Here is a 25,263-nt window from a genome sequence, read left to right as displayed (position 1 = left end):
ATTCACTATGTAAATCACAATAAGCGAAATTAAAATTTGTAAAAAAAGATGAATTTTGAAATTGAGAATAATCACAAATCATGTTAAAAAATTACTGTTTATCTATACATAACCAGGTGCTGACATGATAAAAAAATTATTCGATCTGTTGCCGATTTTTGGTGATAAGAAAGTAACGCCGACGGAAAATTTGTTGCAAGAATCTCTCTTACCGCTTGCAGAACTTGATAAAACGTTGCCGAAGAAAATATTCCATTATGTCATGGCGGGCACCGAACCTGAGGTTCTTTATGCCTTAAATCAGTTAGATTCTGATAAAACAATCGTCCTTCTGGACAAGCCGGGTTCGGTTGACTGGTACTATGTTCAAAATAATAGTTTTAATTCCAGTGAATATAGTAAAATAATCAGGCAGGCAAGGAATGCACGTTATAAACTCTATTCCATGGTAGGCCAAGGGTTAACAAACGAACAAACGGTACGCTTTGCGAAAGTATTAGCTGCGGCATGTCAGAATAAAAATATAAAAATAATAACTGACGAAGTACCAAATTGGATGGTTTATTTGCTCTGTGATGCGCTGGCCACTACGTTGAAAAGCACATCTAATGAAAAGCTGAAATTAAAGCACCGTGCTGACTGGAGTGTTCAACTTCTCGCTGACCTGGTTGCTAGTGAACAGCATGATGAGAACGGCGAGAATATTTTATTTGCTATTTTTGATCGGAAGGAAATAGGCGAATACTATAGCTCGGAGTTAGCGCTTTTCTTTGAACTCCCTGATTTGCAGACATACATCGAAAGTCATGCACAGTTTGTCCGCACGATGCTAGTGGACAAACTTTCTGCACTCGGCCTGATTCAGTTCCTGAAATACTTGTCCGATCGTGAAGTGTTGCGTGTTTTTTTCTCAGATGTCATTGTTAAATTAGCAATGGATCAGAAAAAAACAGTGCGCAGCGAAGCTGAACCGCTGCTGAATACGCTTCCCGCTAATGATGTCAAAAAATACCTGAGTGATATCTTATTTAACGGCACGCCAAAACAGCGATCTCAGGCTGCCGATCTCTTTGCCCGTCAAGGCGAAAATAAAGATATTTTAGAACAGGCGTTACAGTTAGAAAAAAGTAAGGCAGTAATAAAAAGTATCGAAAGTGCTATTACTCGTTTTGACGTTGTTGATACGGCACAGGATGTGACACTCCCTGAATTACCCGAACTCACGCTGCTGGCTGATACGCCGTTGCCTGAAAGCGCAAAAGATATTCTTGTCGAAAACCTGATCGAGATGGTGGAAACGGCAAGAGTAAATGCGGAAAAAGAAATAGAGCAAAATAAATCGAATGCGTACAAATACAAATGGGCGCAAGATCATTATGCTAAATTAAAAAAATTGAATGCTGAGCATTGCCGTACTTTGGTTGATAAGCTTAATCATGGTAATCATAAATTATCTAGTGAAGATACTAGCATTATTAAATATAAAAAACGTATTAGCAATCTTCCTGAATTTACGTTTTACCATGCTATGAGAATTATTTTTGGCAACATGTATGCACACTTCAATCTAAGCACTGCTCGAATAGAACATGAAGCACCCGCTCATATTGTCGCTGGATTGGAATTACGACAGATTGAAGGTGTTTTGCAGGCGCTGGCATGTCCAGAACCTGCACGGATCGCCGCCTCGTTATGTTTAGAGTCTTATAACCATGGGTTGAGGCTATTCCCTAAACCGGAACAGCTCTGGCCTTTTTTCTCTCAACATCCAGACTATATCGCCGAAGCGTTGGGGCTATTGCCGAATAAGAGTGACAGCCAATACCGCAAATTTGAATTGGGTCAGGCCTTTGAGCTGCTTGATAAATTCCCTTCTATCCCCGCGCAGTTTATTCCACGCATTATGGAACTGGCGTTAGGCGAGAATAAAACGTTCCGCGTGAGTGCGCAGAAGTTGCTTGAAAAATTGCCGAACGTGCATGTGAATGCGCAGGAAAGCCTACATTCCGCGAAACAAGAAATTCGTATTACTACGATTGAATGGCTTGCGCGGATAAAACATAAAGATAGCATCGCGCCGCTTTATGCACTGTTAAAAAAAGAGAAGAGAGAAACCGTCCGAGCCGCATTGTTGGCGGCGTTAGAGCAGTTTGGTGAGGATATTTCGCCGTATTTGTCCGAAAAGGTATTGCGTGACGAAGCGTTGAAGGGATTGAAAGCAAGCCCGCCTGCGAGCATGAGCTGGTTTGACTATAACGCGATACCGCCATTGAAATGGGAAAACGGTAAGGCCGTCGATGCCGACATTATCAAATGGTGGATCATTCTGGCGGTGAAATTAAAAATGCCCGCAGGTAACACGTTATTGCAACGCTATGTCGGGTTATTAGCCAAAGAGAGCCAGCATAAGCTGGGCCACTTTATTCTACATGCGTTTATCACGCAGGATGTAAAAAACCCGTCGCTGGAAGACGCGATGTTGGAAGCGCATAAGGATGCACCTGCACGTTTAAAAACGTATCAGTATTATCTTGAACGTTACCCTGAGTATTACCAAAAATATGAGCATTACACGCTGGAACAGGCGACTGAGGAAATAAAGAATGAAGTCTTGCGGCGCTATTTAGGTTCTGCCATCGCGGATAAAGGTATGTTGGCGTTGATTGGTCGTATCGAGGGCCATGTTGCCGTCTCCGCATTACGCAATTACACGCGTGACCATTATCAGCGCCGTTCACAGATTGAAGCGATGATCAGCGCGATGGCGATTAGCGACGACCCGCTCATTATCCAATTGTTACTCTCCCTTTCACGCCGCTACCGTACCGCGGCGATTCAGGAAAAGGCGCGTGAGCTAGTCAAAGATATTGCCGACCGCAATGGCTGGAGCGCTGATGAGCTGGCCGATCGCACGATCCCGACGGCGGGATTGGATGAAACGGGCACGCTGGTGCTGGAATACGGCGAGCGGATCTTTACTGCACGCATGGACAACAAACAGAAGTTGGTGCTGCTGAATCCGGAAGGCAAAGAGATTAAAGCCCTGCCTGCGGCGCGTAAAACGGATAACGAAGAGCAGATAAAAGAAGCGAAAAAGCTGTTCTCATCGAGCAAACAAGAGCTGAAACAAGTGATCGACCTGCAAACCGCACGTTTGTATGAATCGATGTGTGCTCAGCGCCAATGGTCGAGTGAGGACTGGCAGACGTACATCATGGCTCATCCTGTGATGCGACCGTTAATCGAGCGATTGGTGTGGCAAGAAGTGAAAGATGAGCAGGTGATCAATACCTTCAGGCCAACGGATGATGGTTGTTTAATCAATCTTGATGACGATGAGGTTGAATTATCGAACGGTTCGGTGATTCAGCTTGCACATGCCGCCATTGTCGATAACGACACGCGTAAAGCCTGGCTCGCACACTTTAAGGATTATAAAGTGACGTTTTTGTTCTCGCAGATGGTGAATACGCTGCCTGAACTCGATCGTAAACTGGTTGAAATTGAGGACAAGAAAGGGTGGTTGAGCGATACGTTCACGCTGCGCGGCGTCTTGACCAAGATGGGATACCAGCGTGCGCCAGCGGAAGATGGTGGGTCGTTTGGCCATTATTACAAGCATTTCAGTAGCTTGAATTTGTACGTCAATATTGGGTTTAGCGGTAGCTACGTGCCAGAAGAAAATATTCCGGCGGTCTTGTTTGATTTGAGCTTTGAGAAAAATCAGCAAAATTATTGGGATCGCAACAGTCTGACATTACAGGATGTCCCGCCCATTTTACTGGCAGAAAGCTATGCCGATTACCTGAAAGTCGCTGAAGCCTGCTCGGGATACGATGCCGACTGGGAAAGCAAAACGCCTTGGTAATCCGCTTATGGAGCCAGTACGCCCTGTGCTGGCTTCGTTCATTATTTTGTGGCGAACAGAGACACGAACATGGAAAAACACTCACCGGCAGCCAACGATGTGCTGCGTCAACATGCTGAAATCCGCTTTGCTGATGAATTAGCCCGCCTGACCAAAGCGGACGAAAATAACCCGAAGCCGCAGGGCTGGCTGCGTTCACCCCGTGCGGTGCGCCAGTTTATTCTGGGTGACGAGGCCTTAGATATTTCCGCGAAATTTTTTGGCGATAACGCGCTGGTCGATCGGGCGATTGTAACGCTGCTGGGGAAACAGGGATTGATGCTGGTTGGCGAGCCCGGCACCGCGAAATCGATGCTGTCTGAGCTGTTTGCGGCGGCAATATCGGGAGATTCCGGCCTGACCATTCAAGGCACGGCGGGAACGACGGAAGATCATATCAAGTATTCATGGAACTATGCGCTGCTGCTTGCCGAAGGCCCCACCGAGCGCGCGCTGATCGGTTCGCCGCTCTATCAGGGGATGATGCAGGGCAGGATTGTCCGTTTTGAGGAAATCACCCGCTGCCCGCCGGAAATACAAGATGTTCTGGTCTCTTTGATGTCAGAAAAACAGCTGATGATTCCTGAAATGGGTGAGCAAGGGCGGATCAGTGCTAAGCCCGGTTTTAACCTGATTGGCACGGCTAACCTGCGCGATCGCGGCGTACATGAAATGTCAGCGGCATTAAAGCGGCGCTTTAACTTTGAGACTGTGAGGCCGATTCAAGACCCTGAATTCGAGATTGCGCTTATTCAAACGCAGCTTACGCGTGAACTGGGCGATCTGGCCGCGCTGGTCACCGTGCCGCCGAGCGTCATTGAACTGCTGGTGACCACATTCCAGGAACTGCGCTCGGGCAATACGCGTGATGGCGGCACCATCAAAACGCCGGATGCGGTGATGTCGAGTGCGGAAGCGGTCAACATTGCCTATGCCTCCGCGCTTGAGGCGCATTATCTGGGCGATAGCACGCTGAATGCGGGCGCCATCGCCCGCCAGATTATCGGCGTGGTCTTAAAAGATAACCCTGACGATGCCAAACGTATGCGCTACTACGTTGATAACGTGGCGCGCGAGCGGGCAAAAAGCAGCGATGACTGGAAAGCGTTTTATGATGCCTCACGACAGTTTTGGAAGTAAGGCCGTGGCCAATTGTTGTTGATGATTTCACGGACACTTTTTCATGAGGAAACGCGCTGGTGAGTCTTTCGAACATCGTATTGCCTGCACGAATGGAACAGGCGCTGGCAACATGGGATTTTTTGCAGTCGCAGCAGATCTATTTTGCGCCGGTTCGCCACCATAGCCCAGCTTGCGCCTATGGCCTGCTGTCATTGATTGACGATATCCAGCCCGATCACATTCTGATTGAGGCACCGGTCAGTTTTAATCACCTGTTGCCAGATTTGCTTCACCCTGACGCGAAGCCGCCTATCGCGGTGATGGGACAGGCTGACTTTCAATCCCGCGAGCCGCAAGAGGGCGAAACGCCGCAAGCGACCACGCGCAGCGCTTTTTTCCCTTTTTGTGACTACTCGCCGGAATGGGTTGCGCTGCATGCGGGGCATCGTCACAACGCGACACTGCGCTTTATTGATTTGCCGTGGGTTGAGCAAATCGCGATTGAGGAACGTCAGAATGATGCCAGCCAGAGCCTGCAAGAGGAACGCTATCTCGCCCACAGCCAGTTCATCTCGGCACTCGCAAAAAAATGCTATTGCCGCGATCACGATGATTTGTGGGAGCATTTATTTGAATTACGTTCGATTGAGGCGCTGACCGACTGGCAACAGCTTTTCCGCGATACGCTGGTCTGGTGCGCGTTGGCGCGACTGGATTATGAGCCTCAGGTTTTGGAAGCCGAGGGATCTGCACAGCGTGAGGCACATATGCTCGCCGCTGTCATGCAGGTTCGTGCCGAAAACCCAACGGGGAAAATTCTGGTCGTCACCGGCGGTTTTCATTCGCTGGCGCTGCTCGAAGGGCTGTCTCACGACGGGAAATCGTTCAATGCCTTCACGGATGCCGCGAAGAAGCTGTACCAAAAACAGCTTAAGCAGGCGGAAAACGACAGTGCGTGGCTCATCCGCTACAGCTTTGACAGATTAGATGCGCTCAATGGCTATGCGTCTGGCATGCCTGCGCCTGCGTACTATCAGCGAAGTTGGCAGATGCTCATGGCACAGCGGGGTGAGCGGCTGGTGGAAACGGGGCAGGGGCTCACGACTCAGGAACACCGCAATAACATGGGAATGCGTTTTCTGTCTGAGGTTTCCAGCCTGCTCCGCATTAAATCTTTTGACGATCCGCCCAGCTATATCACGGTAAAAAATGCCGTCGAGCAGAGTGTTCGCTTAGCGGCATTGCGCGGGCATGAAGGCCCTGGTCGTTATGACCTGCTGGATGGGCTACAAAGTAGTTTTATCAAAGGCAGTATCGATGATGCGCAGCGCGATCTGTGGCTTGAGATTAAAAAGGCGTTCTCCGGCCATGCGTTAGGGCAGATCCCAGCAGGCAGCGCAACGCCTCCGCTGGTTGATGAAACCTATCGATTAGCGAAATACCATCGCTTTAAACTTGATGACACGCTCGTCAAACTGAGCCGTTTGGATATCTATCGCAACCCGCAGCATCGTGCCCGCAGCCGCTTTCTTCACCTGCTGAGCTTCCTTGAGGTGGGCTTTGCAACGCGCAGCAATGGCCCTGATTTTTTGAGCGGCCACAATCTCGATCTGCTATTTGAAGAGTGGCACTATGCGTGGACCCCGTCAGTAGAAGGGCGATTGATTACGCTTTCGGAGAAGGGAAGCCAGCTCGAAGCGATTGCCATCGATAAATTACTCTATCTGGAAAAGCAGTTAGAGGAACAGGGGCAGAATCGGTCGAGCAAGAATGCGGTGCAGGTGCTGATTCAGGCGGCGCTATTGGGGTTACAGTCGCGTTTAGCCGGGCTATTCCGCTTATTGCATGACGATATACACAACGATTTTCGGCTAAGTTCGCTCGTGGAATGCGGGCATAGTCTGATTCATCTCTGGCGCGGGCGTGATTTTCTTGGCTTACGCAATCAGCCTGAGTTAACTCAGCTGCTGTTTAAGCTGGTTCCACAGGCACTGTTTTGTTTACCGACCATCGCTGCGGGTGATGAATCACAGCAGGAAGAACATTTCACCGCATTGCTTGCCTTGCGTGAGCTGATTGAATTTATTCCCACGCTCGATCCCTCTAGTACCGTCAGTCGTGATTTTTACCACCAGTTACAGCAGATCGCCCCAGAGTTAAAGGACGTGCCGTTGTTAAAAGGGGCGGTTGATGCGCTGCGCTATCTCGGTGATGACATTGATGAGAGCACGCTTGATGACAATCTATCGAACGTCTTTAGTCAGGGTAGCGATCCCGAGCAGGCGGTTCGCTATTTTGTGGGATTAATGCGTGCCGCCCCTGAGCTGATTATCAAAACGCCGCGTTTGGTCGATAAGTTAAACGCGCTGATGTCGCAGTGGGATGATGATCGTTTTCTGCATGTGTTGCCCGACCTGCGTTTTGCCTTCAGCCAACTCACGCCGAAGCAGAATGCGACGTTAGCGAGCTACATCGCTGAGCAATGCGGTTTCTCTGAGCCGGAAATGCATCTTTGGCAAACGGACTTCACGCAGCAGGAGCTGTTACAGACGATGCAGTTAAACCAAAAGCTGAAACAGCAACTGGCGGAAAACGATTTACTGTCATGGTATGAAAAAGAGAAGGGTGCAGCCCGATGAGTGCGCAAGATCCGCAGTCTGATGATAAAGAAAAAAACGGTAAACGCTGGCGATTGATTCTGGGCCACTATGCTGACGAGGCATTAGGTAACGCGACGTTTGACGCACAAGACCTGAAAGTTGAGCGTACTCTGGATTATCTCTATCGCCGGGAATATCAGCGTCGTGGGCTTAAGCAGGAAGGAGGGCGGCACGGCTCTTTGGATCAGTCTCAGCTGACGGCGGTTAACTGGCTCAATCAGGCGCGTAAATTGTTCCCCAGCAGCACGTTTGAGCGAATGCAGTCGCAAGCGATTGAACGCTATGAAATCTCGCATTTATTCAACGATCCGCAGGCTCTGCAAGCGATGGAACCCACGCCAGCGCTGGCTAAGGCGTTATTGAGCTTGCGTGGCCGGATGAATGAACAAACGCGTGAAGCGGTGCGCGACATTATTCGTAAGGTGGTCGATGAGATATTACGCACGCTGAGGCCGACGTTTACGAATGCGCTTACCGGCCGCCGGAATCGATTCCGACGTTCACCTGTCGCCAGCAGTCAAAATTTCGACTGGCGTGCCACGATTGCGGCCAATCTTAAGCATTTTGATCGTGATAAGAACCGGCTGGTCATTGAAACACCGCATTTTAATTCACGTATGCAGCGGCATATGCCGTGGGATGTCATTTTGTGCGTCGACCAAAGTGCTTCAATGTCCAGCTCGGTGATGTACGCGGCGGTCTGCGCCAGCATTCTGGCGGCGTTGCCGGCGGTACGGGTTTCGTTGATTGTATTTGATACACAGGTGGTTGATTTATCGCATCTTGCCCACGATCCGGTTGAGGTGCTGATGACGGTGCAACTAGGAGGCGGGACAAATATTGCGAAAGCCATGCAGTACTGCGAACAGCGAGTACAAAACCCGAAACGCACCATCGTGACGTTAATCAGCGATTTTGAAGAAGGCGGCGCGCTGAATCGCCTGCTCAGCTTCGTGCAGCGTATGCACAGTCAGCAGATCACGCTGTTAGGGCTTGCGGCGCTTGATGATGCTGCACAGCCGGTATACGACACCGCAATCGGGCAAAAACTGGCCGATCGCGGCATGCACGTTGCGGCGCTGACGCCGGAGCACTTTGCGCAATGGCTGGCGGAGGTGATGCGATGAGCTGGCAATCCCTCTACCTGAATTATGATGACGATGCGCTGGGCGTTTTTGCGAATGTCGGTTTATTGCGTCGGGCCAAAAAAGATCTGGCTGGCGACAATGTGAAATTAGTGACTGACGCTGGGCAAGAAGGGCATTTTGTCAGCGATGGTCAGCAGGTGGTGCTGAATGCGCAGGGGATACAAACTGCGCAGTGCGACTGCCCAGCGTCGGGCTGCTGTAAGCACATCTTGGCGGCTGTGCTGTGGCTACAAGCCCATGCTGAAGGCGGCGCGGAGCAGACCACGGCCCTCGCTGAGGAAACCACCGCACCACCGATAGACGTGCTTGCCGAGATCTTACAGCTTGATCCTGAGGCGTTAATGAAGCAGGTCGGCAAAGGGCAAACGCGGCATGCCGCGCGATTTGTTCAGATGTGGGCGGAAGAATCGGTGAGGACGGAATCACTGCCCAACCAGCTTAAACTTCACCTGCCGACGCTGGAAAGCCCCGTTATCTATCTGGCTGGGGCGGGATTTGCTGGCATGTTGTCGGATTTCTTACGGGATAAGCAACCAGCCTTGCATCTTGCTGCCATTGCCTGCCTCTTTGAAGCCAATCAGCGCGTCTGGCCGTGGCCCGAGGATTGTCTGACTCAGGAAACACAGGTGCGGGCGCTACATGCCGATGAGCGTGCGCTGATTGCTACGCTTCACACGTTTATTCAGGACATCCTGAACCAGGGGCTGTCGCATATCAGTAAAAGCAGTGCGCGACAGCTTCACTTGCTGAATATGTCCGCGCGTGCGGAAGGGCTCCCACGACTGGCGGGCTATCTGCGTAATGTGAGTGGGCAGGTCAGCCTATTAGCAGACAGGCATTACAGTCTGGAAGAGCGTGATGTACTGCTGTTCATTGCCCGTCTGTCGGCCTATTTATACCAGCTTGAGCAGGCGACACCTGAGCGCTTGCTGCACCTGCGTGGGCAGGTGCGGCGGCAGTATCAACAACAGCCTGAAGCCTTATCGCTTGTACCTTTGGGCGCGCAGTGGTGGGTCACCGAAGGCGGTGCGCGTGGTGCCACCTTTTCGTTTTGGGACAGTGAAAATCAGCAATTACTGCACTGCACGCAAGCGCGCGCCGATTACCATGATGTGACGTTTAGCCAGCAGGGCGTGTGGCAGGGGCAGGCCATGTGGAAACAGCTGGGCGAGCACATCATGCGCGCGCCCTTTACGCTGCACCACCCGCGTTTTTCTGACGACGGGAAATTGGCCGCAGGTGGCGACAGTTACGCGAACCTTGAGGGCACGCCGTGGCCTGCCGCCGCCTATGCGCAGTGTAAATCGACGTGCGGCATTGCCGACTGGTCGCAGCTGTTTCACTATTTTGAGCAAGAGAATCAGGATTACCCCCAGCCTCTGCTACTGCATGTGCATCGTTATGAATCCGTCGTCTGGAATGAGGTGGAGCAGCGCGTGGTCTGGCCGGTCTTTGATGACGCGGACAATGCGCTGTATCTGAGCCTAAACTGGGAAAAAACGCAGCATCAGCGCATAGACAGGCTCAAACAGGCGACTCAGCAAAAGTGGACGATTGTGGCGGTGTTGGTTCAGCCCCGTCGCCGTGGGAATGACATTGATCTCCATCCTTATTCTCTTCTGGTGAGCGATGGCAGCGCGGTGACCGCGTTTTGTTTGGATTTTCAGGCCATCAAGACCAAGAAAACCGTGCCCAGTTTTATTAGCCATATTCAAACGATGTTTGCGGAGAGAAAGCAGCGTAAAGCGGTGCAGCGTCCCTTGCCCACGCTGGCACAGCGGGTTTGTCGCCCGATTCTTGATGTGCTGGACGCGCAGGCCTGCACCGGACGTCGACATTTAACCTCAACGCAAAGAGAGCAGTTGCAACACGGTATGAAAACGGCCAATGAACTGGGTTTAACGCTCGTTGAAAATGCGTTGTCGCACTATTTAGCGCAGCCCCAGCCGGAAGTGGATAGCCTGCTGCAGCTCGTCTTTCTTTGCGACAGGCTCCAGCGTTTCCAAAACGGGTTACCGATTGTACTACGCCAAGCGTCATCTGCGTAGCGCCTTTCCTGACAGAGAGCGGGTTAGAAGCGGAATAATAAGGGTACGAAAAAGACAGCGTAAGGGAGTGGTAAAGCGTAGAATGTGAGCACCAAAAATGATGCTCATGAATGTTCCCTTACCTGTCTTCAGGCTTTTGGCTGACATCCTCATAAAAGCACGCTGAAATACCCTTGGCCGCTCGCCGATTACACGGCGATGTCATACTTTCCCTGTACCATTGCTTCATCGCGTTAGCCTCTGCCACGACAGGGGGCGCATTCTTTTATTTTAACTTTTGATATCAATACCATGACCCGTTCTTCCCGTTCGACCGCCTGGTTACGCGTCGTCAGTCTTTCTCTGGCGGCCTTCATTTTTAACACCGCTGAATTTGCCCCCGTTGCGCTCCTGTCAGACATTGCCGCCAGCTTTTCCATGAGCGCCGCGCAGGTCGGGCTGATCATTACGATCTATGCCTGGGTGGTCGGGCTGATGTCGTTGCCCTGCATGCTGATGTCCAGCGATATGGAACGACGCAGCCTGCTGATCAAAATCTTTATCCTGTTCGCCGTCAGCAATGTGTTGTCCGGTCTGGCCTGGAACTATTGGGTGTTGGTGATTGCTCGTATCGGCGTGGCGCTGGCTCACGCGGTGTTCTGGTCGATTACGGCATCGCTGGTAGTGCGTCTGGCACCGGCGGACAAAAAAGCGCAGGCATTAAGCTTGCTGGCGACTGGCACGGCGCTGGCGCTGGTGCTGGGGTTACCGCTGGGGCGTGTGGTCGGGCAGTATCTGGGCTGGCGTGTGACGTTTGTCATTATTGGCCTGCTCGCCGCAGGGATTATGCTGGGTCTGATGAAACTGCTGCCCGTGTTGCCGAGCAGCAATTCTGGTTCGTTGAAGAGCTTGCCTCTCCTGCTTAAACGTCCGGCGCTGCTGTGCGTGTACGGCCTGACTGTGATGATCGTAACCGCGCACTTTACCGCCTACAGTTATATCGAGCCTTTTATTCAGAAAGTGGCGCTGTTGAGTGAAAACTTCACCACCATCTTGCTGCTGATTTTTGGCGGTGCCGGCATCATTGGCAGCATGCTGTTCAGCCGCTACAGCAGCAAATATCCGGCGGGCTTTCTGATTGTTTCGTTCGCGTTTCTGGCGGTGTGTTTACTGCTATTGCTGCCTTTGTCATTCAGCGGCTGGAGCCTGTCGACGCTCTGTGTCGTCTGGGGGATCGCCATTATGGCGCTGAGCCTGGGGATGCAGGTCAAGGTGTTGACGCTGGCATCGGATGCCACCGACGTGGCGATGGCGCTCTACTCAGGGATTTATAACATTGGGATCGGCGGCGGCGCGCTGCTTGGCAATCAGGTGATTGTCCATTTGGGCCTGCCCGACATCGGTTTCATTGGCGCGGCGATGGCGATACTGGCAACCGTGTGCTGTATTTTTACGTTTGTCCGCTATTCCCGTGTGTTAAAAACGTCATTGGCGAACTGAATACGGGCAATGACTCAAGTGACTCTTTTTTCCGTCAAGGTCTCCGTTTTACGTGAGGGCATGATGAATCCACACTATGCGCGTCTGGTGACGCTGGCCGCCGTGAGCGCAACGGCCGTGGCGCTGGTGCTGTTCATAATGAAGGTGTTTGCCTGGTGGCACACTGGCTCAGTGAGCCTGCTGGCATCGCTGGTTGATTCGCTGGTGGATATCGCCGCGTCGCTGGTGAATCTGCTGGTGGTGCGCTATTCGTTGCAGCCAGCGGATACGGAACACGCCTTCGGCCACGGTAAGGCGGAATCGCTGGCTGCGCTGGCGCAAAGCATGTTTATCTCTGGCTCGGCGCTGTTCCTGATCCTGACGGGGCTGCAACATTCGCTGGAACCGCAGACACTGCACGCGCCGGACGTGGGCATATGGGTGACGCTCATTGCGCTGGTGGTTACGCTGCTGCTGGTATCGTTCCAGCGTTGGGTGGTGAAGCGCACGCACAGTCAGGCGGTGCGTGCGGACATGCTGCATTATCAGTCCGACCTGTTGATGAACGGCGCGATTCTGGTGGCGTTGGCGCTCAGTTGGAAAGGAATTACGCGCGCTGACTCCCTGTTTGCATTAGGTATTGGCGGCTATATTTTATATAGCGCGTTACGCATGGGGTATGACGCTGTGCAGTCGCTGTTGGATCGCGCACTGCCGGAGGACGAGCATCGCGCGATTGCTGAGGTGATTGTGAACTGGCCGGGCATTCGCGGCGCACATGCGTTGCGTACCCGACGTTCCGGCCCAACGCGCTTTATTCAACTGCATCTGGAAATGGATGACACGCTGCCGCTGGTTCAGGCGCATCAAATCGCAGACGATCTGGAGCAGGCATTGCGTGAACAGTTTCCGGGTGCCGATATTATTATCCATCAGGATCCGGTTTCTGCTGTGCCGGAAAATCAGCGTGGCAGGCTGACAGCATAACCGACCCTATTTTCAGCATTTTATGTTAAAAACGTGATACGCCATGAAAATTTATGCACAATTTAGCCTGACCTGAATCAATTCAGCTTCGGGTGTTTGTTATAATATGCTAATAAAAGCATAAGGCGTTGCTGCCTGTTTCATGGCGGCGGTGAATTTACGATAGAAGAATCCTGCAAAATTACATCTACAAGTCCAGAGGTTGTCATGATTAGAAGAATCGGAGTGTTGACGAGCGGTGGCGATGCACCAGGTATGAATGCGGCAATTCGTGGTGTGGTTCGCGCTGCACTATCGGAAGGGCTGGAAATTTATGGCATTTATGATGGCTATCAGGGCTTGTACGAAGATCGCATGGAGCAGTTGGATCGCTACAGCGTATCGGATGTGATTAACCGTGGCGGCACGTTTCTGGGCTCCGCGCGTTTCCCGCAGTTCCGTGATGAAGCGGTGCGTCAGGTCTGCGTAGAAAACATGAAGAAACGCGGTCTGGATGCACTGGTTGTCATCGGCGGTGACGGTTCCTATATGGGTGCCAAGCGCCTGACCGAAATGGGTTTCCCTTGTATTGGCTTGCCCGGCACGATCGATAACGACGTCGCAGGTACGGACTACACCATCGGTTACTTTACCGCGCTGGAAACCGTGCTGGAAGCGATTGACCGCCTGCGCGACACCTCTTCTTCACACCAGCGTATTTCCATTGTTGAAGTCATGGGACGCCACTGCGGCGACCTGACGCTGGCGGCGGCGATTGCTGGCGGCTGTGAGTTCATCGTTCTGCCAGAAGTGCCGTTCAGCCCAGAAGATCTGGTCTGCGAGATCAAAGCGGGGATCGAGAAAGGCAAGAAACACGCGATTGTGGCGATCACCGAACTGGTGTGCGATGTCGACGAACTGGCGAAATACATTGAGAAAGAAACGGGACGCGAAACCCGTGCGACCGTACTCGGCCACATTCAGCGCGGCGGTTCGCCGGTTGCCTACGACCGTATTCTGGCCTCACGCATGGGCGCCTACTCTATTGAACTGTTACAGCAGGGCTACGGCGGCCGCTGTGTCGGTATCCAGAATGAAAAAATGGTGCACCACGACATCGTTGATGCCATTGAGAACATGAAGCGTCCTTTCAAAGGCGACTGGCTGGATACAGCGAAAAAACTGTTCTGATCCTACCGCTCTTTGGTTGATACAAATGCTATTAATCCCGCTGTTAAGGCGGGATTTTTTATGATTCTCGTTAGGTCATTAACTGGCATAATGCGCATGTCATTTTCGGTCAATACCTTAACAGGATATTCCTATTGGGCATGCGCAGGTGTGTTGGCCTACACTCGTTAAGGCCGCGCTGGTTAGCGCCGATGCATAATCGTGACCGAGAGAAACACTTATTGCCGATACTTGCCGGTGAGAAAGGGCGAGTATATATCGTTATTATTGAGGTTTTCGCATGAAAAAAGTTACCGTTGCCGCAACACAAATGGCGTGTTCCTGGGATCTGCCTAAGAACATTGAAAACGCCGAAAAACTGGTGCGACAAGCGCATGCAAAAGGCGCGCAGGTTATCCTGATTCAGGAACTGTTTGCCGCACCGTATTTCTGTATCGATCAAAGCCCAGAGCACTATGCGCTGGCGCAGGAGCTGGAAACCAGCCCGCTGATTAAGCATTTTTCCGCACTGGCGGCGGAGCTGAACGTGGTGTTGCCGTTGAGCTTCTTTGAGCGTGCCAATAACGCCTATTACAACTCGCTGGTGATGATTGACGCGGACGGCGCCGTGCTGGACGTTTATCGCAAAACGCACATTCCGAACGGTCCGGCGTATCAGGAGAAGCAATTCTTCATTCCGGGCGATACCGGCTTTAAAGTCTGGCAGACGCGCTATGCGAAAATCGGCGTGGGTATTTGCTGGGATCAGTGGTTCCCGGAAACCGCCCGCAGCCTGGCGTTGCAGGGTGCTGAGCTGATTTTCTATCCGACCGCAATTGGTTCCGAACCGGCTTACCCAGACATCGACAGCCAGCCGCATTGGACTCGCGTTCAGCAAGGTCACGCCGCCGCGAATCTGGTGCCGGTGATCGCCTCCAACCGTATCGGTACGGAAGCCAGCAAATACATCGACGGTCTGAAAATGACGTTCTACGGTTCGTCCTTCATTGCCGACCAAACGGGTGCGCTGCTGGCTCAGGCCAACAAGACAGATGAAGCAATTTTGGTGCATGAATTTGATTTAGAAGCCATTGCTGCGCAGCGTGCGTCATGGGGTTTGTTCCGCGATCGTCGCCCGGAAATGTACGGCACGATTGCCACCTCTGACGGCAAGACCCGGAGATAAGTGATGTCACAGCTAGCTACTCCTCATCTCACCACGCCGCATCAGGATGGTTTTGCAATGCCCGCCGAATGGGCACCGCATGATGCCGTGTGGATGATTTGGCCGTATCGTACCGACAACTGGCGCGAACAGGGCGTTCCGGCGCAGAAAACGTTCGCGCGCGTGGCGGAAGCTATCGCTCAGAACACGCCGGTTATCATGGGCGTGCCTGCACGCTACATGGCGGATGCGCAAAACGTGATGCCAGTGAATGTCACGCTGGTGGAAATGGAAAGCGATGACGCCTGGATGCGCGACACCGGTCCAACCATCGTGCTGAATCAGGCCGGTGAGCGCCGGGGCATTGACTGGCAGTTCAATGCCTGGGGCGGCGAGCTGGGCGGTCTGTATGAAGACTGGCGTCAGGATGAGAAAGTCGCGGCACAGGTGTTGGATTATCATCAGGTCGCGCGTTATGCCGCGCCGCTGATTCTGGAAGGTGGATCGATCCATGTCGATGGTGAAGGTACGCTGCTGACTACGATGGAATGCCTGCTCAATCCGAACCGTAACCCGCACCTGAGCAAGGCAGAAATCGAACAGCTGATGCGTGATTACCTCAGCATCTCGACGATTATCTGGCTGGAAGAGGGCGTGTACAACGACGAAACCGACGGGCATATCGATAACATGTGCTGCTTCGTGCGTCCCGGTGAAGTGGCACTGCACTGGACGGATGATGAAAACGATCCACAGTATGCACGCTCCGTCGCGGCCTATGAGGTACTGTCGGCTGCGCGCGATGCACAAGGGCGTGATCTGAAAATTTGGAAACTGCCTGCACCCGGTCCGCTGCATGCGACCAAAGAAGAAGCACAGGGCGTGGACAGCGGCGATGCGGTTGAACGTCTTGCCGGCTCGCGTCTGGCGGGGTCTTACGTGAATTTCCTGATCAGCAATCAGCAGATCATTTTCCCGCTGCTGGATGAGAAGACGGATGACGTTGCACGCGATCTGCTGCAACAGATGTTCCCTGGCTACTTGATTAGCGGCGTGCCTGCGCGGGAAATCCTGCTGGGCGGGGGAAATATTCACTGCATTACGCAGCAAATCCCTGCGGTGAAGTAACGGTTGAACCGTTAACTGACGGTTTAAAAGAAGGGTGACGGACGGGGATGTCCGTCATAAAAAAAGCCGGTTGGCGCGATAGCGTGAACCGGCTTTTTGATTAGACGAACCTTCGTCCGTCTGTTTTCGATAAAGCTTAGCCGCGTTTAGCGTCGGCTGCTGCTTTCACGATGACAGCAAAGGCGTCAGCTTTCAGTGATGCACCGCCAACCAGCGCGCCATCGATGTCCGGCTGGGTGAACAGCTCGGCCGCATTCGCGGCATTCACCGAACCGCCGTACTGGATGATCACTTGTTCAGCAACGGCAGCATCTTGCTTGGCGATGTGGTCACGGATGAATTTGTGAACAGCCTGAGCCTGTGCTGGGGTTGCAGATTTGCCGGTACCGATAGCCCAGACAGGTTCGTAGGCAACAACGGTGTTTTCAAACGCTTTCGCGCCCAGCGTGTTCAGCACGGCGTCCAGTTGACGCGCACAGACGGCTTCCGTCTGGCCTGCTTCGTTTTCTGCTTCGGTTTCGCCAATGCACAGCACTGGAATCAGACCCGCGTCTTTCAGCACGCCAAATTTCTTCGCAATGAATTCATCGCTTTCTTTGTGGTAGGTGCGACGCTCAGAGTGGCCGATGATGATGTATTTCGCGCCGATATCTTTCAGCATCTCGGCAGAGGTTTCACCGGTGAAAGCGCCAGAAAGATTCACGTCAACGTTCTGCGCGCCCAGAGCAATGCGGCTGCCAGCCAGTTGGTGATTAGCCTGATCGAGATAGATAGCAGGTGGTGCAATCGCTACGCCACAGCCGTCAACGGTGCTGAGCTCTTTACGCAGGCCCGCAATCAGTTCGTTGACCATGTGAGTGCTGCCGTTCAGCTTCCAGTTACCCATAACTAATGGATGTCGCATCTTTTTTCCTCCAGCCGGAATCGCGAATGAATCAATATGTTAATGAATCAATGCATTAATGAATAAACAGTACTGCCGTCAGGCAATATAACCTGCCCACAGTATAGAGACGAAATGTGACCGTGGCTCTGTTTTTCGTCATTAATTACCGTGTTGATCACGGTTCAGATAGCGTTAGCTTAATCGGTTCAACAGCAAAAGTTAGCCCTTTTTCGCCGTCATCTGCAACGACATAGCGCAAGGCCCCTTCCGTCTGCTGGTAAAAGCGCTGTCCTTTGCCTTTTCCCAGCAGTTTGGTGACTTTTTTCACACTCTGTTCTTCCGTCAGTGACGGTGCGAATGTTCGCGCCAGTGCGGCCATATAGTCGATGGCCTGCTTACGACGCACTGCGGTTTCTTGTTCGCTCGGCGGCTGCGGTAGCCAGGTAATTTGCAGCGTTTTGATTTTCCCGGTGCCTTTCTCCAGCGCGGTTGAAGCATAGAGATGGTCGTTGATCCGGCTGGCTGCGCGGGTCAACATGCTGGTGATATTACTGGTATCGACAACCCGAAATTCACCGATCGGCAGCGTCGGATTGCTCAGATTGTAGCGAGAACGGAACTGCGTGATGGTTTGATCGAAAGTGGGGGCACCAGCCAGCAGATACGGCGCATTGGCTGAGGTTTTAGGCGGGAACGTCGGATCGGCACCCGCGTGAGTCTGGTACAGCACCAGCGATGATAAAACCAAAAGTGAAGCGATGCGTTTTCGTGTCATAGGGATTCGGGTCAACCACTTCAGAAGATGTCCAGGCCGATAACGGCGGAATACGTTTGATTAAAGCGGCATTTGTACGTCGTTGTCAAAAATAGTACGTGGTTGTCAAAAACAGTACGTCGTTGTGAGAAATCGCACGTGGCTGACAAAAATTGCGTAAAGATTGCGGGCAACTGTCTCGGTTGAGGTAAAATCAGCCAGCGTAAAATACAGATTAATTCGGCCAGACAGGCCGACAATTCAGGGCGTTATCGTTAATGACATTACAGCAGTGGTGCTTCTCGTTTAAAGGCCGAGTCGGTCGTCGTGATTTCTGGCTTTGGATGGCTATTTGGGTCGCGCTGATGGCGGTGCTGTTTACGCTATCCGGCCAAAGCTGGCTGGATACGCAATCGACGGCGTTTGGTTTGGTGGTATTGCTGTGGCCGACGGCGGCGATCATGGTGAAACGGCTGCACGACCGTAATAAGAGCGGCTGGTGGGCGCTGCTGCTCGTGGTGGCGTGGATGTTGGTCTCGGGGAATTGGACGATGTTCTCGTCCATCTGGCAGTGGGGCATTGGCCGCTTCTTGCCGATCCTGATTGTCGTGATGACGTTGCTCGACTGTGGCGTTTTTCTGGGGACAAAAGAGGAAAATCGCTTTGGCGCAGCGGCGGAGCCGTTTCGTTTCCGCCGCTAATTAACAACGAACTGCCGTTACCAATAGTTTTCGGCAGTCATATGACCAGGCCTGCGGCGCAGGTGCTTGGTCATTTGGCGCTCTTCTTTCAGCAACAGCTGCGTGTCGCGCACCATCTGCGGGTTACCGCACAGCATGACGTGGCTTGTTGCCGCATCCATCGGCAGGCCTACAGCGGCTTCCAGCATACCGCTGCTGATCAACTGGGGAATGCGGCCCGTCAGCGAACCCGTTTCTTCTTCCCGACTGACGACCGTTTGAATACGCAGTTTACCGTGGTAGCGCTGCTGTAATTGCTGCATCAGTGGCAGATAGCTCAGATCGCGTGAGAATCGGGCGGCGTGAACCAGCACGATATTCTTAAAACGCTCCAGAGCCTTACCTTCCTGAAGAATCGACAGATAAGGGCCAATGCCCGTCCCTGTTGCCAGCATCCACAGCGTTTCACAATCAGGCACTTCTTCCAGCACGAAAAAGCCGGCAGCTTCTTTGACGATCAGGACGTCTGAACCGGGCTGCAGCGCATGCAGATGCGGGCTGAGCTTACCTTCCTGCACCGTCACCAGATAGAACTCAAGCGTGGGATCGCTGGGCGCATTCACGTAGGAATAAGCGCGTTGCACTTTCTCGCCATCAATCTCCAGCGCCAGTTTGCCATACTGCCCAGCAGTGAATGCATCGGTGGGTGCGTGAACCCGAATGCTAAACAGACTTTCTGTCCAGTTTTCTACCTGAACCACTTTGCCTGTCACCCATTCCGCCATATTTTTCTGCTCCTGTTGTACCCGTCATACTTCAAGCTGCATGTGCGTTGGCTTCCCTTACTCGCCCCAGTCACTTACTTGAGTAAGCTCCTGGGGACTCGCGCGATTGCCGCGTTACGAGGCCCCTAAATGGTCCTCGCCCTGCGGGCCAACGTCTTACGTTGTTCAAAACGATAACGTTTTGTCCTGCAACTCGAATTATTTAGGGTATCGACGCCAATATTCGTGCATCTACGATACGCCATTTATTAACAACTGTGAAACAATCAGTCAGCCGGGCAGTGTCCTGCTACAGCAGGAACTCGTGCAGCGTACGATCCTTACGATCCAGATAGTGCGTCGATTTAATCCGGCGGATCGTGCGGGATTTGCCGCGGATCAGCAGCGTTTCGGTCGTTGCCATATTGCCTTTACGCGCGATCCCGTCCAGCAAATCACCTTTGGTGATGCCAGTTGCAGAGAAAATCACGTTATCGTTACGCGCCATGTCATCAAGCTTGAGGACGCCACCCGCTTCGATGCCCATTTGGCGGCAGCGTGCCAGCTCATCTTCACCGATGCGGCGGTTTTCAGCGCTATCGCCTTTGACCTGATGACGTGCCAGCAAACGCCCTTGCATGTCGCCATCAAGCGCGCGGATAACGGCTGCTGAGATCACACCTTCTGGCGCGCCACCGATGCCGTAAAGCACGTCAACTTCGCTGTCTGGCATGCAGGTGAGGATGGATGCCGCTACGTCGCCGTCTGGAATCGCGAACACTTTCACACCCAACTGCTGCATGTCCGCGATGCAGGTATCGTGGCGTGGTTTAGCGAGTATAGTCACCGTTAACTGGCTCAGCGGTTTACCCAGCTTCAGTGCGACATTACGCAGGTTGTCCGCCAGCGGCAGGTTGAGGTCAATTGCGCCTTTTGCCTCGGGGCCGACAATCAGTTTTTCCATGTACATGTCTGGTGCGTGCAAAAACGTGCCTTTTTCGCCAACGGCCAGCACGGCCAGCGCGTTCGCCTGACCCATTGCCGTCATCCGCGTGCCTTCAATCGGATCGACGGCAATGTCTACGGCATCACCCTGACCGGTACCGACCTGCTCGCCGATGAACAACATAGGCGCTTCGTCGATTTCCCCTTCGCCGATGACGATCTGACCGTTGATATTGACCTGATTCAGCATGATGCGCATCGCCTGTACGGCCGCATTGTCGGCGGCATTTTTGTCGCCACGGCCTAACCACTTATAGCCTGCCAGCGCGGCTGCTTCGGTGACGCGCGAGAACTCAATGGCTAATTCACGTTTCATAAATACCTGTCTGTTGTCGATCGGGAAAAGGAGCGGCCTTATGTTAGCCACTTAAGCATGGATTTAGGGGAAACACGGTGATGAGGTTCCCGCAGGGACACCTCGCACTGTGGTCGCCCCGGTATCTCGGTTCTTAAACGAACAACATTAGGATTTGGGCGGGATTTTATCACAACGAGGGAGGTGGGCGGTTGAGCGATAGGGAAAAAACGGGCGCGACAGGCGCGCCCGATGTGGATAGATTCGTTGGCGGATTACGCGTCGTGATCTTCCCAGTTACGAGCGCGAGCCACGGCTTTCTGCCAGCCGCTGTAGCGCACGTTACGCTCCACGGTTTCGATGCTAGGACGGAATTCACGCTCGATCGTGGCTTTGCTCTTCACTTCATCCAGATCGTTCCAGAAGCCCGTCGCTAAGCCCGCCAGGAAAGCCGCACCCAGCGCGGTGGACTCACGCACTTCTGGACGTTCCACGCGCGTGCCGAGGATATCGGACTGGAACTGCATCAGGAAGTTGTTGGCGACCGCACCGCCGTCGACACGCAGCGCTTTCAGGCGCGTATTGGCGTCCGCCTGCATGGCATCCAGAACGTCGCGGGTCTGGAAGGCAATCGATTCCAGCGTTGCGCGGATGATGTGGTTAGCATTCACGCCACGGGTCAGACCGAAGATTGCGCCACGGGCATACGGGTCCCAGTAGGGGGCACCCAAACCGGTGAACGCAGGGACGACATAGACGCCGTTAGAATCCTTCACTTTTGTCGCGAAGTATTCAGAGTCCATTGAGTCGCCGATCAGCTTCAGCTCGTCACGCAGCCATTGGATGGAGGCACCGCCAACGAACACTGAGCCTTCCAGCGCGTAGTTGACTTCACCGCGTGGACCGCAGGCGATGGTGGTCAGCAGGCCGTGTTTGGACAGCACCGCTTCTTTACCTGTGTTCATCAGCAGGAAGCAGCCCGTGCCGTAGGTGTTTTTTGCCATGCCCGGATTGACGCAAAGCTGGCCGTACAGCGCCGCTTGTTGGTCACCCGCGATACCGGCGATAGGAATACGCGTACCGCCTTTACCGCCAATGTTGGTCTGGCCGTAGATTTCTGAAGAAGCACGTACTTCCGGCAGTATTTCGCGCGGGATATCGAGTGCTTCCAGCATGCGGGTATCCCATTCCAACGTATGAATGTTAAACAGCATGGTACGGGAGGCGTTGGTGTAATCCGTGACGTGAACACGTCCTTGCGTCATTTTCCAAATCAGCCAGGTATCGATGGTACCAAACAGCAGTTCGCCGCGTTTGGCGCGTTCACGAGAGCCTTCAACGTGATCCAGAATCCATTTCACCTTGGTGCCAGAGAAGTAGGGATCGACCACCAGACCGGTGGTGTTGCGAACGTACTCTTCCAGACCGTCTTTCTTCAGCTTTTCGCAAATTTCAGCGGTACGACGACACTGCCAGACGATGGCGTTATAAATCGGCTTGCCGCTTTCTTTTTCCCATACGACGGTGGTTTCACGCTGGTTGGTGATACCAATGCCCGCGACTTCATCCGCGCTGATGTCGGCTTTAGCCAACACTTCGTTCAGCGTTGAGCTTTGTGATGCCCAAATCTCCATCGGGTCGTGCTCTACCCAGCCTGCTTTTGGATAGATCTGGGTGAATTCACGCTGTGAAACGCTGATGATATTGGCGTCGTGATCCAGTACGACGGCGCGGGAGCTAGTTGTGCCTTGGTCGAGCGCGACAATGTATTTTTTTTCCGGGTTCATAAATCCAATCCTGTAATGATTAACCGTGAAATAGGATGGTCGTGGCGTTAAGTTTAACGGCTTTCACGACGCGTGGTAGTTTCTGCCTCGGGTTCGCACACATCACATGGCAGATTGCGGCCAATCAGTGCGCGATAACCGAAGGCACCCAGACAGGCACCGATAATGGGGCCGAAGATGGGAACCAGGAAGTAAGGAATGTCGCGTGCGCCGGTGAAGGCCACGTTGCCCCAGCCCGCCAGGAAAGCGAACAGCTTAGGACCAAAGTCACGCGCTGGGTTAAGGGCGAAGCCAGTCAGCGGCCCCATGGACGCACCGATAACGGCAATCAAAATACCGATCAGCAGGGGAGCGAGTGGCCCGCGAGGGATACCGTTACCATCATCGGTCAGCGCCAGAATCAGACACATCAGGATAGCGGTGATGACGGTTTCAACCAGCAGCGCCTGCATGACAGAAATGTGTGGGTTCGGATAGGTTGAGAAAATACCCGCTAAACTCAGGCTTTCCGTGCTGCCGCGCACCATATTGTTGGCTTGTTCAAAATCCACGAACAGACTGTGATACAGACAGTAGACCAGTGCGGCGGCACAAAAGGCCCCTGCAATCTGCGCCAGAATGTAAGGCACGACCTTACGTCCATCGAAGCAGGCAAACAGCCACAGGGCGATAGTGACGGCTGGGTTGAGGTGAGCGCCGGAAATGGCGGCGGTCAGGTAGATTGCCATCGCAACCCCTAAACCCCAAATGATGCTGATCTCCCACTGTCCGAAGCTGGCTCCCGCCAGTTTCAAGGCGGCGACACAGCCGACACCGAAGAAAATCAGCAGGCCAGTGCCGAGAAACTCGGCGATGCACTGGCCTTTTAGCGTTGAACGTTCTGCTTGGCTCATATTTTTTTCCTGCTGGGTAACGTACAGAGTGGTAGGTCTAAGGATACTGTTGGGGGCATCCTCTGTTTTAAATGTATTTATGATGTGAATTTATCGTTAATGCTCGAAAACGAGAAATATCGAAATTGAAATGTGTGTTGTGCGTCAAGAAAATGAGCGTATTCGCTTATAAAATGACTCGCAGTGGTTTTTTGCCCAAAGTTGATAGTAACGCTCAGGTTAAATTTATTAACACAATAGGAGTAATGGGGAAGCGAACAGGCGTCGTTTTCAGTTTACGCCGCTCATTTTTCCGTTTCGGCCGTCCGTTTTTCAGTTTGTACTGCCTGTTTTTCAGTTTGTACTGATAGTGTTACGTAAGAAAAGCTGCCACACTCGCGTAGTGGGGGATGTGCGCTAGACAGGTGGCGGTTGGCTACATACAATTTCGCTATGGTCTGTCTTGCCAGCCGTCCCGCGGTCAGGATTATGTTTACGGGCGGATGGCGACACCGTTGAGTGTTGGCTACAGAGTCCGAAAGCCAGCGTTAACCGATCTTTGCCTTGTTGCGATTAAAAGGGGTTTGAAGAATGTCATTTGAAGTGTTTGAAAAGCTGGAAGCGAAAGTTCAGCAGGCGATTGATACCATCACGCTGTTGCAAATGGAAATTGAAGAGCTGAAAGAGCAGAACAACGCGCTGTCGCAGGATGTGCAGGCGGCAGCGGGTTCACGTGAAGCGCTGGTGCGCGAGAACGAGCAGTTGAAAGAAGAGCAAGTGGTATGGCAAGAGCGCCTGCGCGCGCTGTTAGGCAAAATGGAAGAAGTCTAATAAGACTTGCTGGCTCAGACGAAGGAACGGCTTATCGATTGAGCCAAATAAAAAAGGGCGTCTATCGCCCTTTTTCGTGCTGATGTAACCGCAATAAAACGCGGAAATTCAACGATATTATTCAATATCCAGCGGGTCTTCCGCCAAGATAATACCGGTATTATCGGCATACAGATGGTCACCGGAGAAGAAGGTGACGCCACCGAAGTTGACGCGAATATCGCTCTCGCCGATGCCTTCGCTACCCGCACCGACCGGAATCGCCGCCATCGCCTGAATACCGATATCCAGCTCAGCCAAATCGTCAACCTGACGCACCGCGCCATAAACGACAATGCCTTCCCACTCGTTTTGCGTCGCCAGCCGGGCGATTTCCGCGTTGATCAACGCGCGGCGCACGGAGCCCCCGCCATCGATCAGAAGCACGCGCCCGAGGCCGTTCTCTTCAAGGAGATCGAACAGCAGGCCGTTATCCTCAAAACATTTCACCGTGGTGATTTTGCCACCAAATGAAGTACGCCCGCCAAAATTAGAGAACAGAGGCTCAACAACATTCACCTCTTCGTGGTAGATATCGCACAGTTCGGAAGTATCGTATTTCATAGGATTAACGTCTG

At 52.8% G+C, this 25,263-nt stretch carries 19 protein-coding genes; 12 read left to right on the top strand and 7 right to left on the bottom strand.

Annotated elements, in window-relative coordinates; genetic code table 11:
- Nucleotides 1–124 precede the first annotated feature (124 nt).
- From LOZ86_RS21010 to aguA, 10 genes are all read left to right on the top strand, one after another.
- Nucleotides 125–3,868: a DUF4132 domain-containing protein gene (locus LOZ86_RS21010; RefSeq protein WP_230242737.1), complete on the top strand. Its 3,744-nt coding sequence runs from the start codon at nt 125–127 to the stop codon at nt 3,866–3,868.
- 69 nt (nt 3,869–3,937) lie between these two features.
- Complete coding sequence (locus LOZ86_RS21005; RefSeq protein WP_039486780.1) at nt 3,938–5,047, top strand: AAA family ATPase; 1,110 nt, start codon at nt 3,938–3,940, stop codon at nt 5,045–5,047.
- Nucleotides 5,048–5,106: 59 nt separating this feature from the next.
- The gene (locus LOZ86_RS21000) at nt 5,107–7,668 is read left to right on the top strand and encodes a DUF5682 family protein (RefSeq protein WP_039486781.1); all 2,562 of its coding nucleotides are present in this window, start codon (nt 5,107–5,109) and stop codon (nt 7,666–7,668) included.
- A complete protein-coding gene (locus tag LOZ86_RS20995; RefSeq protein ID WP_111778573.1) occupies nt 7,665–8,816 on the top strand; it encodes a VWA domain-containing protein in 1,152 nt (383 codons plus the stop codon). The genes LOZ86_RS21000 and LOZ86_RS20995 overlap by 4 nt, the downstream gene beginning before the upstream one ends.
- The gene (locus tag LOZ86_RS20990) at nt 8,813–10,885 is read left to right on the top strand and encodes an SWIM zinc finger family protein (RefSeq protein WP_039514107.1); all 2,073 of its coding nucleotides are present in this window, start codon (nt 8,813–8,815) and stop codon (nt 10,883–10,885) included. The genes LOZ86_RS20995 and LOZ86_RS20990 overlap by 4 nt, the downstream gene beginning before the upstream one ends.
- Before the next feature lie 291 nt (nt 10,886–11,176).
- Nucleotides 11,177–12,364, top strand: a complete 1,188-nt coding sequence (locus LOZ86_RS20985) for a sugar transporter (RefSeq protein WP_039514095.1) — start codon at nt 11,177–11,179, stop codon at nt 12,362–12,364.
- 63 nt (nt 12,365–12,427) lie between these two features.
- A complete protein-coding gene (gene fieF / locus LOZ86_RS20980) occupies nt 12,428–13,330 on the top strand; it encodes a CDF family cation-efflux transporter FieF (RefSeq protein ID WP_230243178.1) in 903 nt (300 codons plus the stop codon).
- 207 nt (nt 13,331–13,537) lie between these two features.
- Nucleotides 13,538–14,500 carry a 6-phosphofructokinase gene (gene pfkA, locus LOZ86_RS20975; protein WP_039486786.1) on the top strand — a complete coding sequence of 321 codons (963 nt, stop codon included), beginning with the start codon at nt 13,538–13,540 and terminating at the stop codon, nt 14,498–14,500.
- 280 nt (nt 14,501–14,780) lie between these two features.
- Entirely contained in the window at nt 14,781–15,665 is an 885-nt protein-coding gene (gene aguB / locus LOZ86_RS20970; RefSeq protein WP_039486787.1) for an N-carbamoylputrescine amidase, read from the top strand.
- A 3-nt stretch (nt 15,666–15,668) separates the two neighbouring features.
- Nucleotides 15,669–16,772, top strand: coding sequence for an agmatine deiminase (gene aguA, locus LOZ86_RS20965; RefSeq protein WP_039514093.1), 1,104 nt, complete (start codon nt 15,669–15,671; stop codon nt 16,770–16,772).
- Nucleotides 16,773–16,908: 136 nt separating this feature from the next.
- Here the strand turns inward: aguA and tpiA are convergent, their stop codons facing one another.
- Nucleotides 16,909–17,676, bottom strand: coding sequence for a triose-phosphate isomerase (tpiA, locus tag LOZ86_RS20960; RefSeq protein WP_012822001.1), 768 nt, complete (start codon nt 17,674–17,676; stop codon nt 16,909–16,911).
- 157 nt (nt 17,677–17,833) lie between these two features.
- Nucleotides 17,834–18,433, bottom strand: coding sequence for a YiiQ family protein (locus LOZ86_RS20955; protein ID WP_039486791.1), 600 nt, complete (start codon nt 18,431–18,433; stop codon nt 17,834–17,836).
- 257 nt (nt 18,434–18,690) lie between these two features.
- Here LOZ86_RS20955 and LOZ86_RS20950 point away from each other — a divergent pair, with 257 nt between their 5' ends.
- Complete coding sequence (locus tag LOZ86_RS20950; RefSeq protein ID WP_039486792.1) at nt 18,691–19,113, top strand: DUF805 domain-containing protein; 423 nt, start codon at nt 18,691–18,693, stop codon at nt 19,111–19,113.
- Nucleotides 19,114–19,130: 17 nt separating this feature from the next.
- Here the strand turns inward: LOZ86_RS20950 and fpr are convergent, their stop codons facing one another.
- The 4 genes from fpr to LOZ86_RS20930 all read right to left on the bottom strand — a co-directional run bounded on the left by fpr (nt 19,131) and on the right by LOZ86_RS20930 (nt 23,836).
- Nucleotides 19,131–19,877 carry a ferredoxin--NADP(+) reductase gene (gene fpr / locus LOZ86_RS20945; RefSeq protein WP_039486793.1) on the bottom strand — a complete coding sequence of 249 codons (747 nt, stop codon included), beginning with the start codon at nt 19,875–19,877 and terminating at the stop codon, nt 19,131–19,133.
- Between the two features lie 289 nt (nt 19,878–20,166).
- Nucleotides 20,167–21,177, bottom strand: a complete 1,011-nt coding sequence (gene glpX, locus LOZ86_RS20940; protein ID WP_039486794.1) for a class II fructose-bisphosphatase — start codon at nt 21,175–21,177, stop codon at nt 20,167–20,169.
- A 254-nt stretch (nt 21,178–21,431) separates the two neighbouring features.
- Complete coding sequence (gene glpK / locus LOZ86_RS20935; protein ID WP_039486795.1) at nt 21,432–22,943, bottom strand: glycerol kinase GlpK; 1,512 nt, start codon at nt 22,941–22,943, stop codon at nt 21,432–21,434.
- A gap of 53 nt (nt 22,944–22,996) precedes the next feature.
- Complete coding sequence (locus tag LOZ86_RS20930) at nt 22,997–23,836, bottom strand: MIP/aquaporin family protein (protein WP_039486797.1); 840 nt, start codon at nt 23,834–23,836, stop codon at nt 22,997–22,999.
- A gap of 570 nt (nt 23,837–24,406) precedes the next feature.
- On the opposite strand from LOZ86_RS20930, the gene zapB reads away from it, so the two are divergent.
- Nucleotides 24,407–24,646 (top strand): septal ring assembly protein ZapB, encoded by a 240-nt coding sequence (zapB, locus tag LOZ86_RS20925; RefSeq protein ID WP_010281529.1) that lies wholly within the window; start codon nt 24,407–24,409, stop codon nt 24,644–24,646.
- A 117-nt stretch (nt 24,647–24,763) separates the two neighbouring features.
- On the opposite strand, the gene rraA is transcribed toward zapB, so the two are convergent.
- The gene (gene rraA, locus LOZ86_RS20920) at nt 24,764–25,249 is read right to left on the bottom strand and encodes a ribonuclease E activity regulator RraA (RefSeq protein WP_039486799.1); all 486 of its coding nucleotides are present in this window, start codon (nt 25,247–25,249) and stop codon (nt 24,764–24,766) included.
- Nucleotides 25,250–25,263: the final 14 nt, after the last annotated feature.

Origin of the sequence: Pectobacterium parvum (assembly GCF_020971565.1) — a bacterium.
GTDB lineage: Bacteria > Pseudomonadota > Gammaproteobacteria > Enterobacterales > Enterobacteriaceae > Pectobacterium > Pectobacterium polare.
This window is presented reverse-complemented; position numbering and strand designations above follow the sequence as displayed.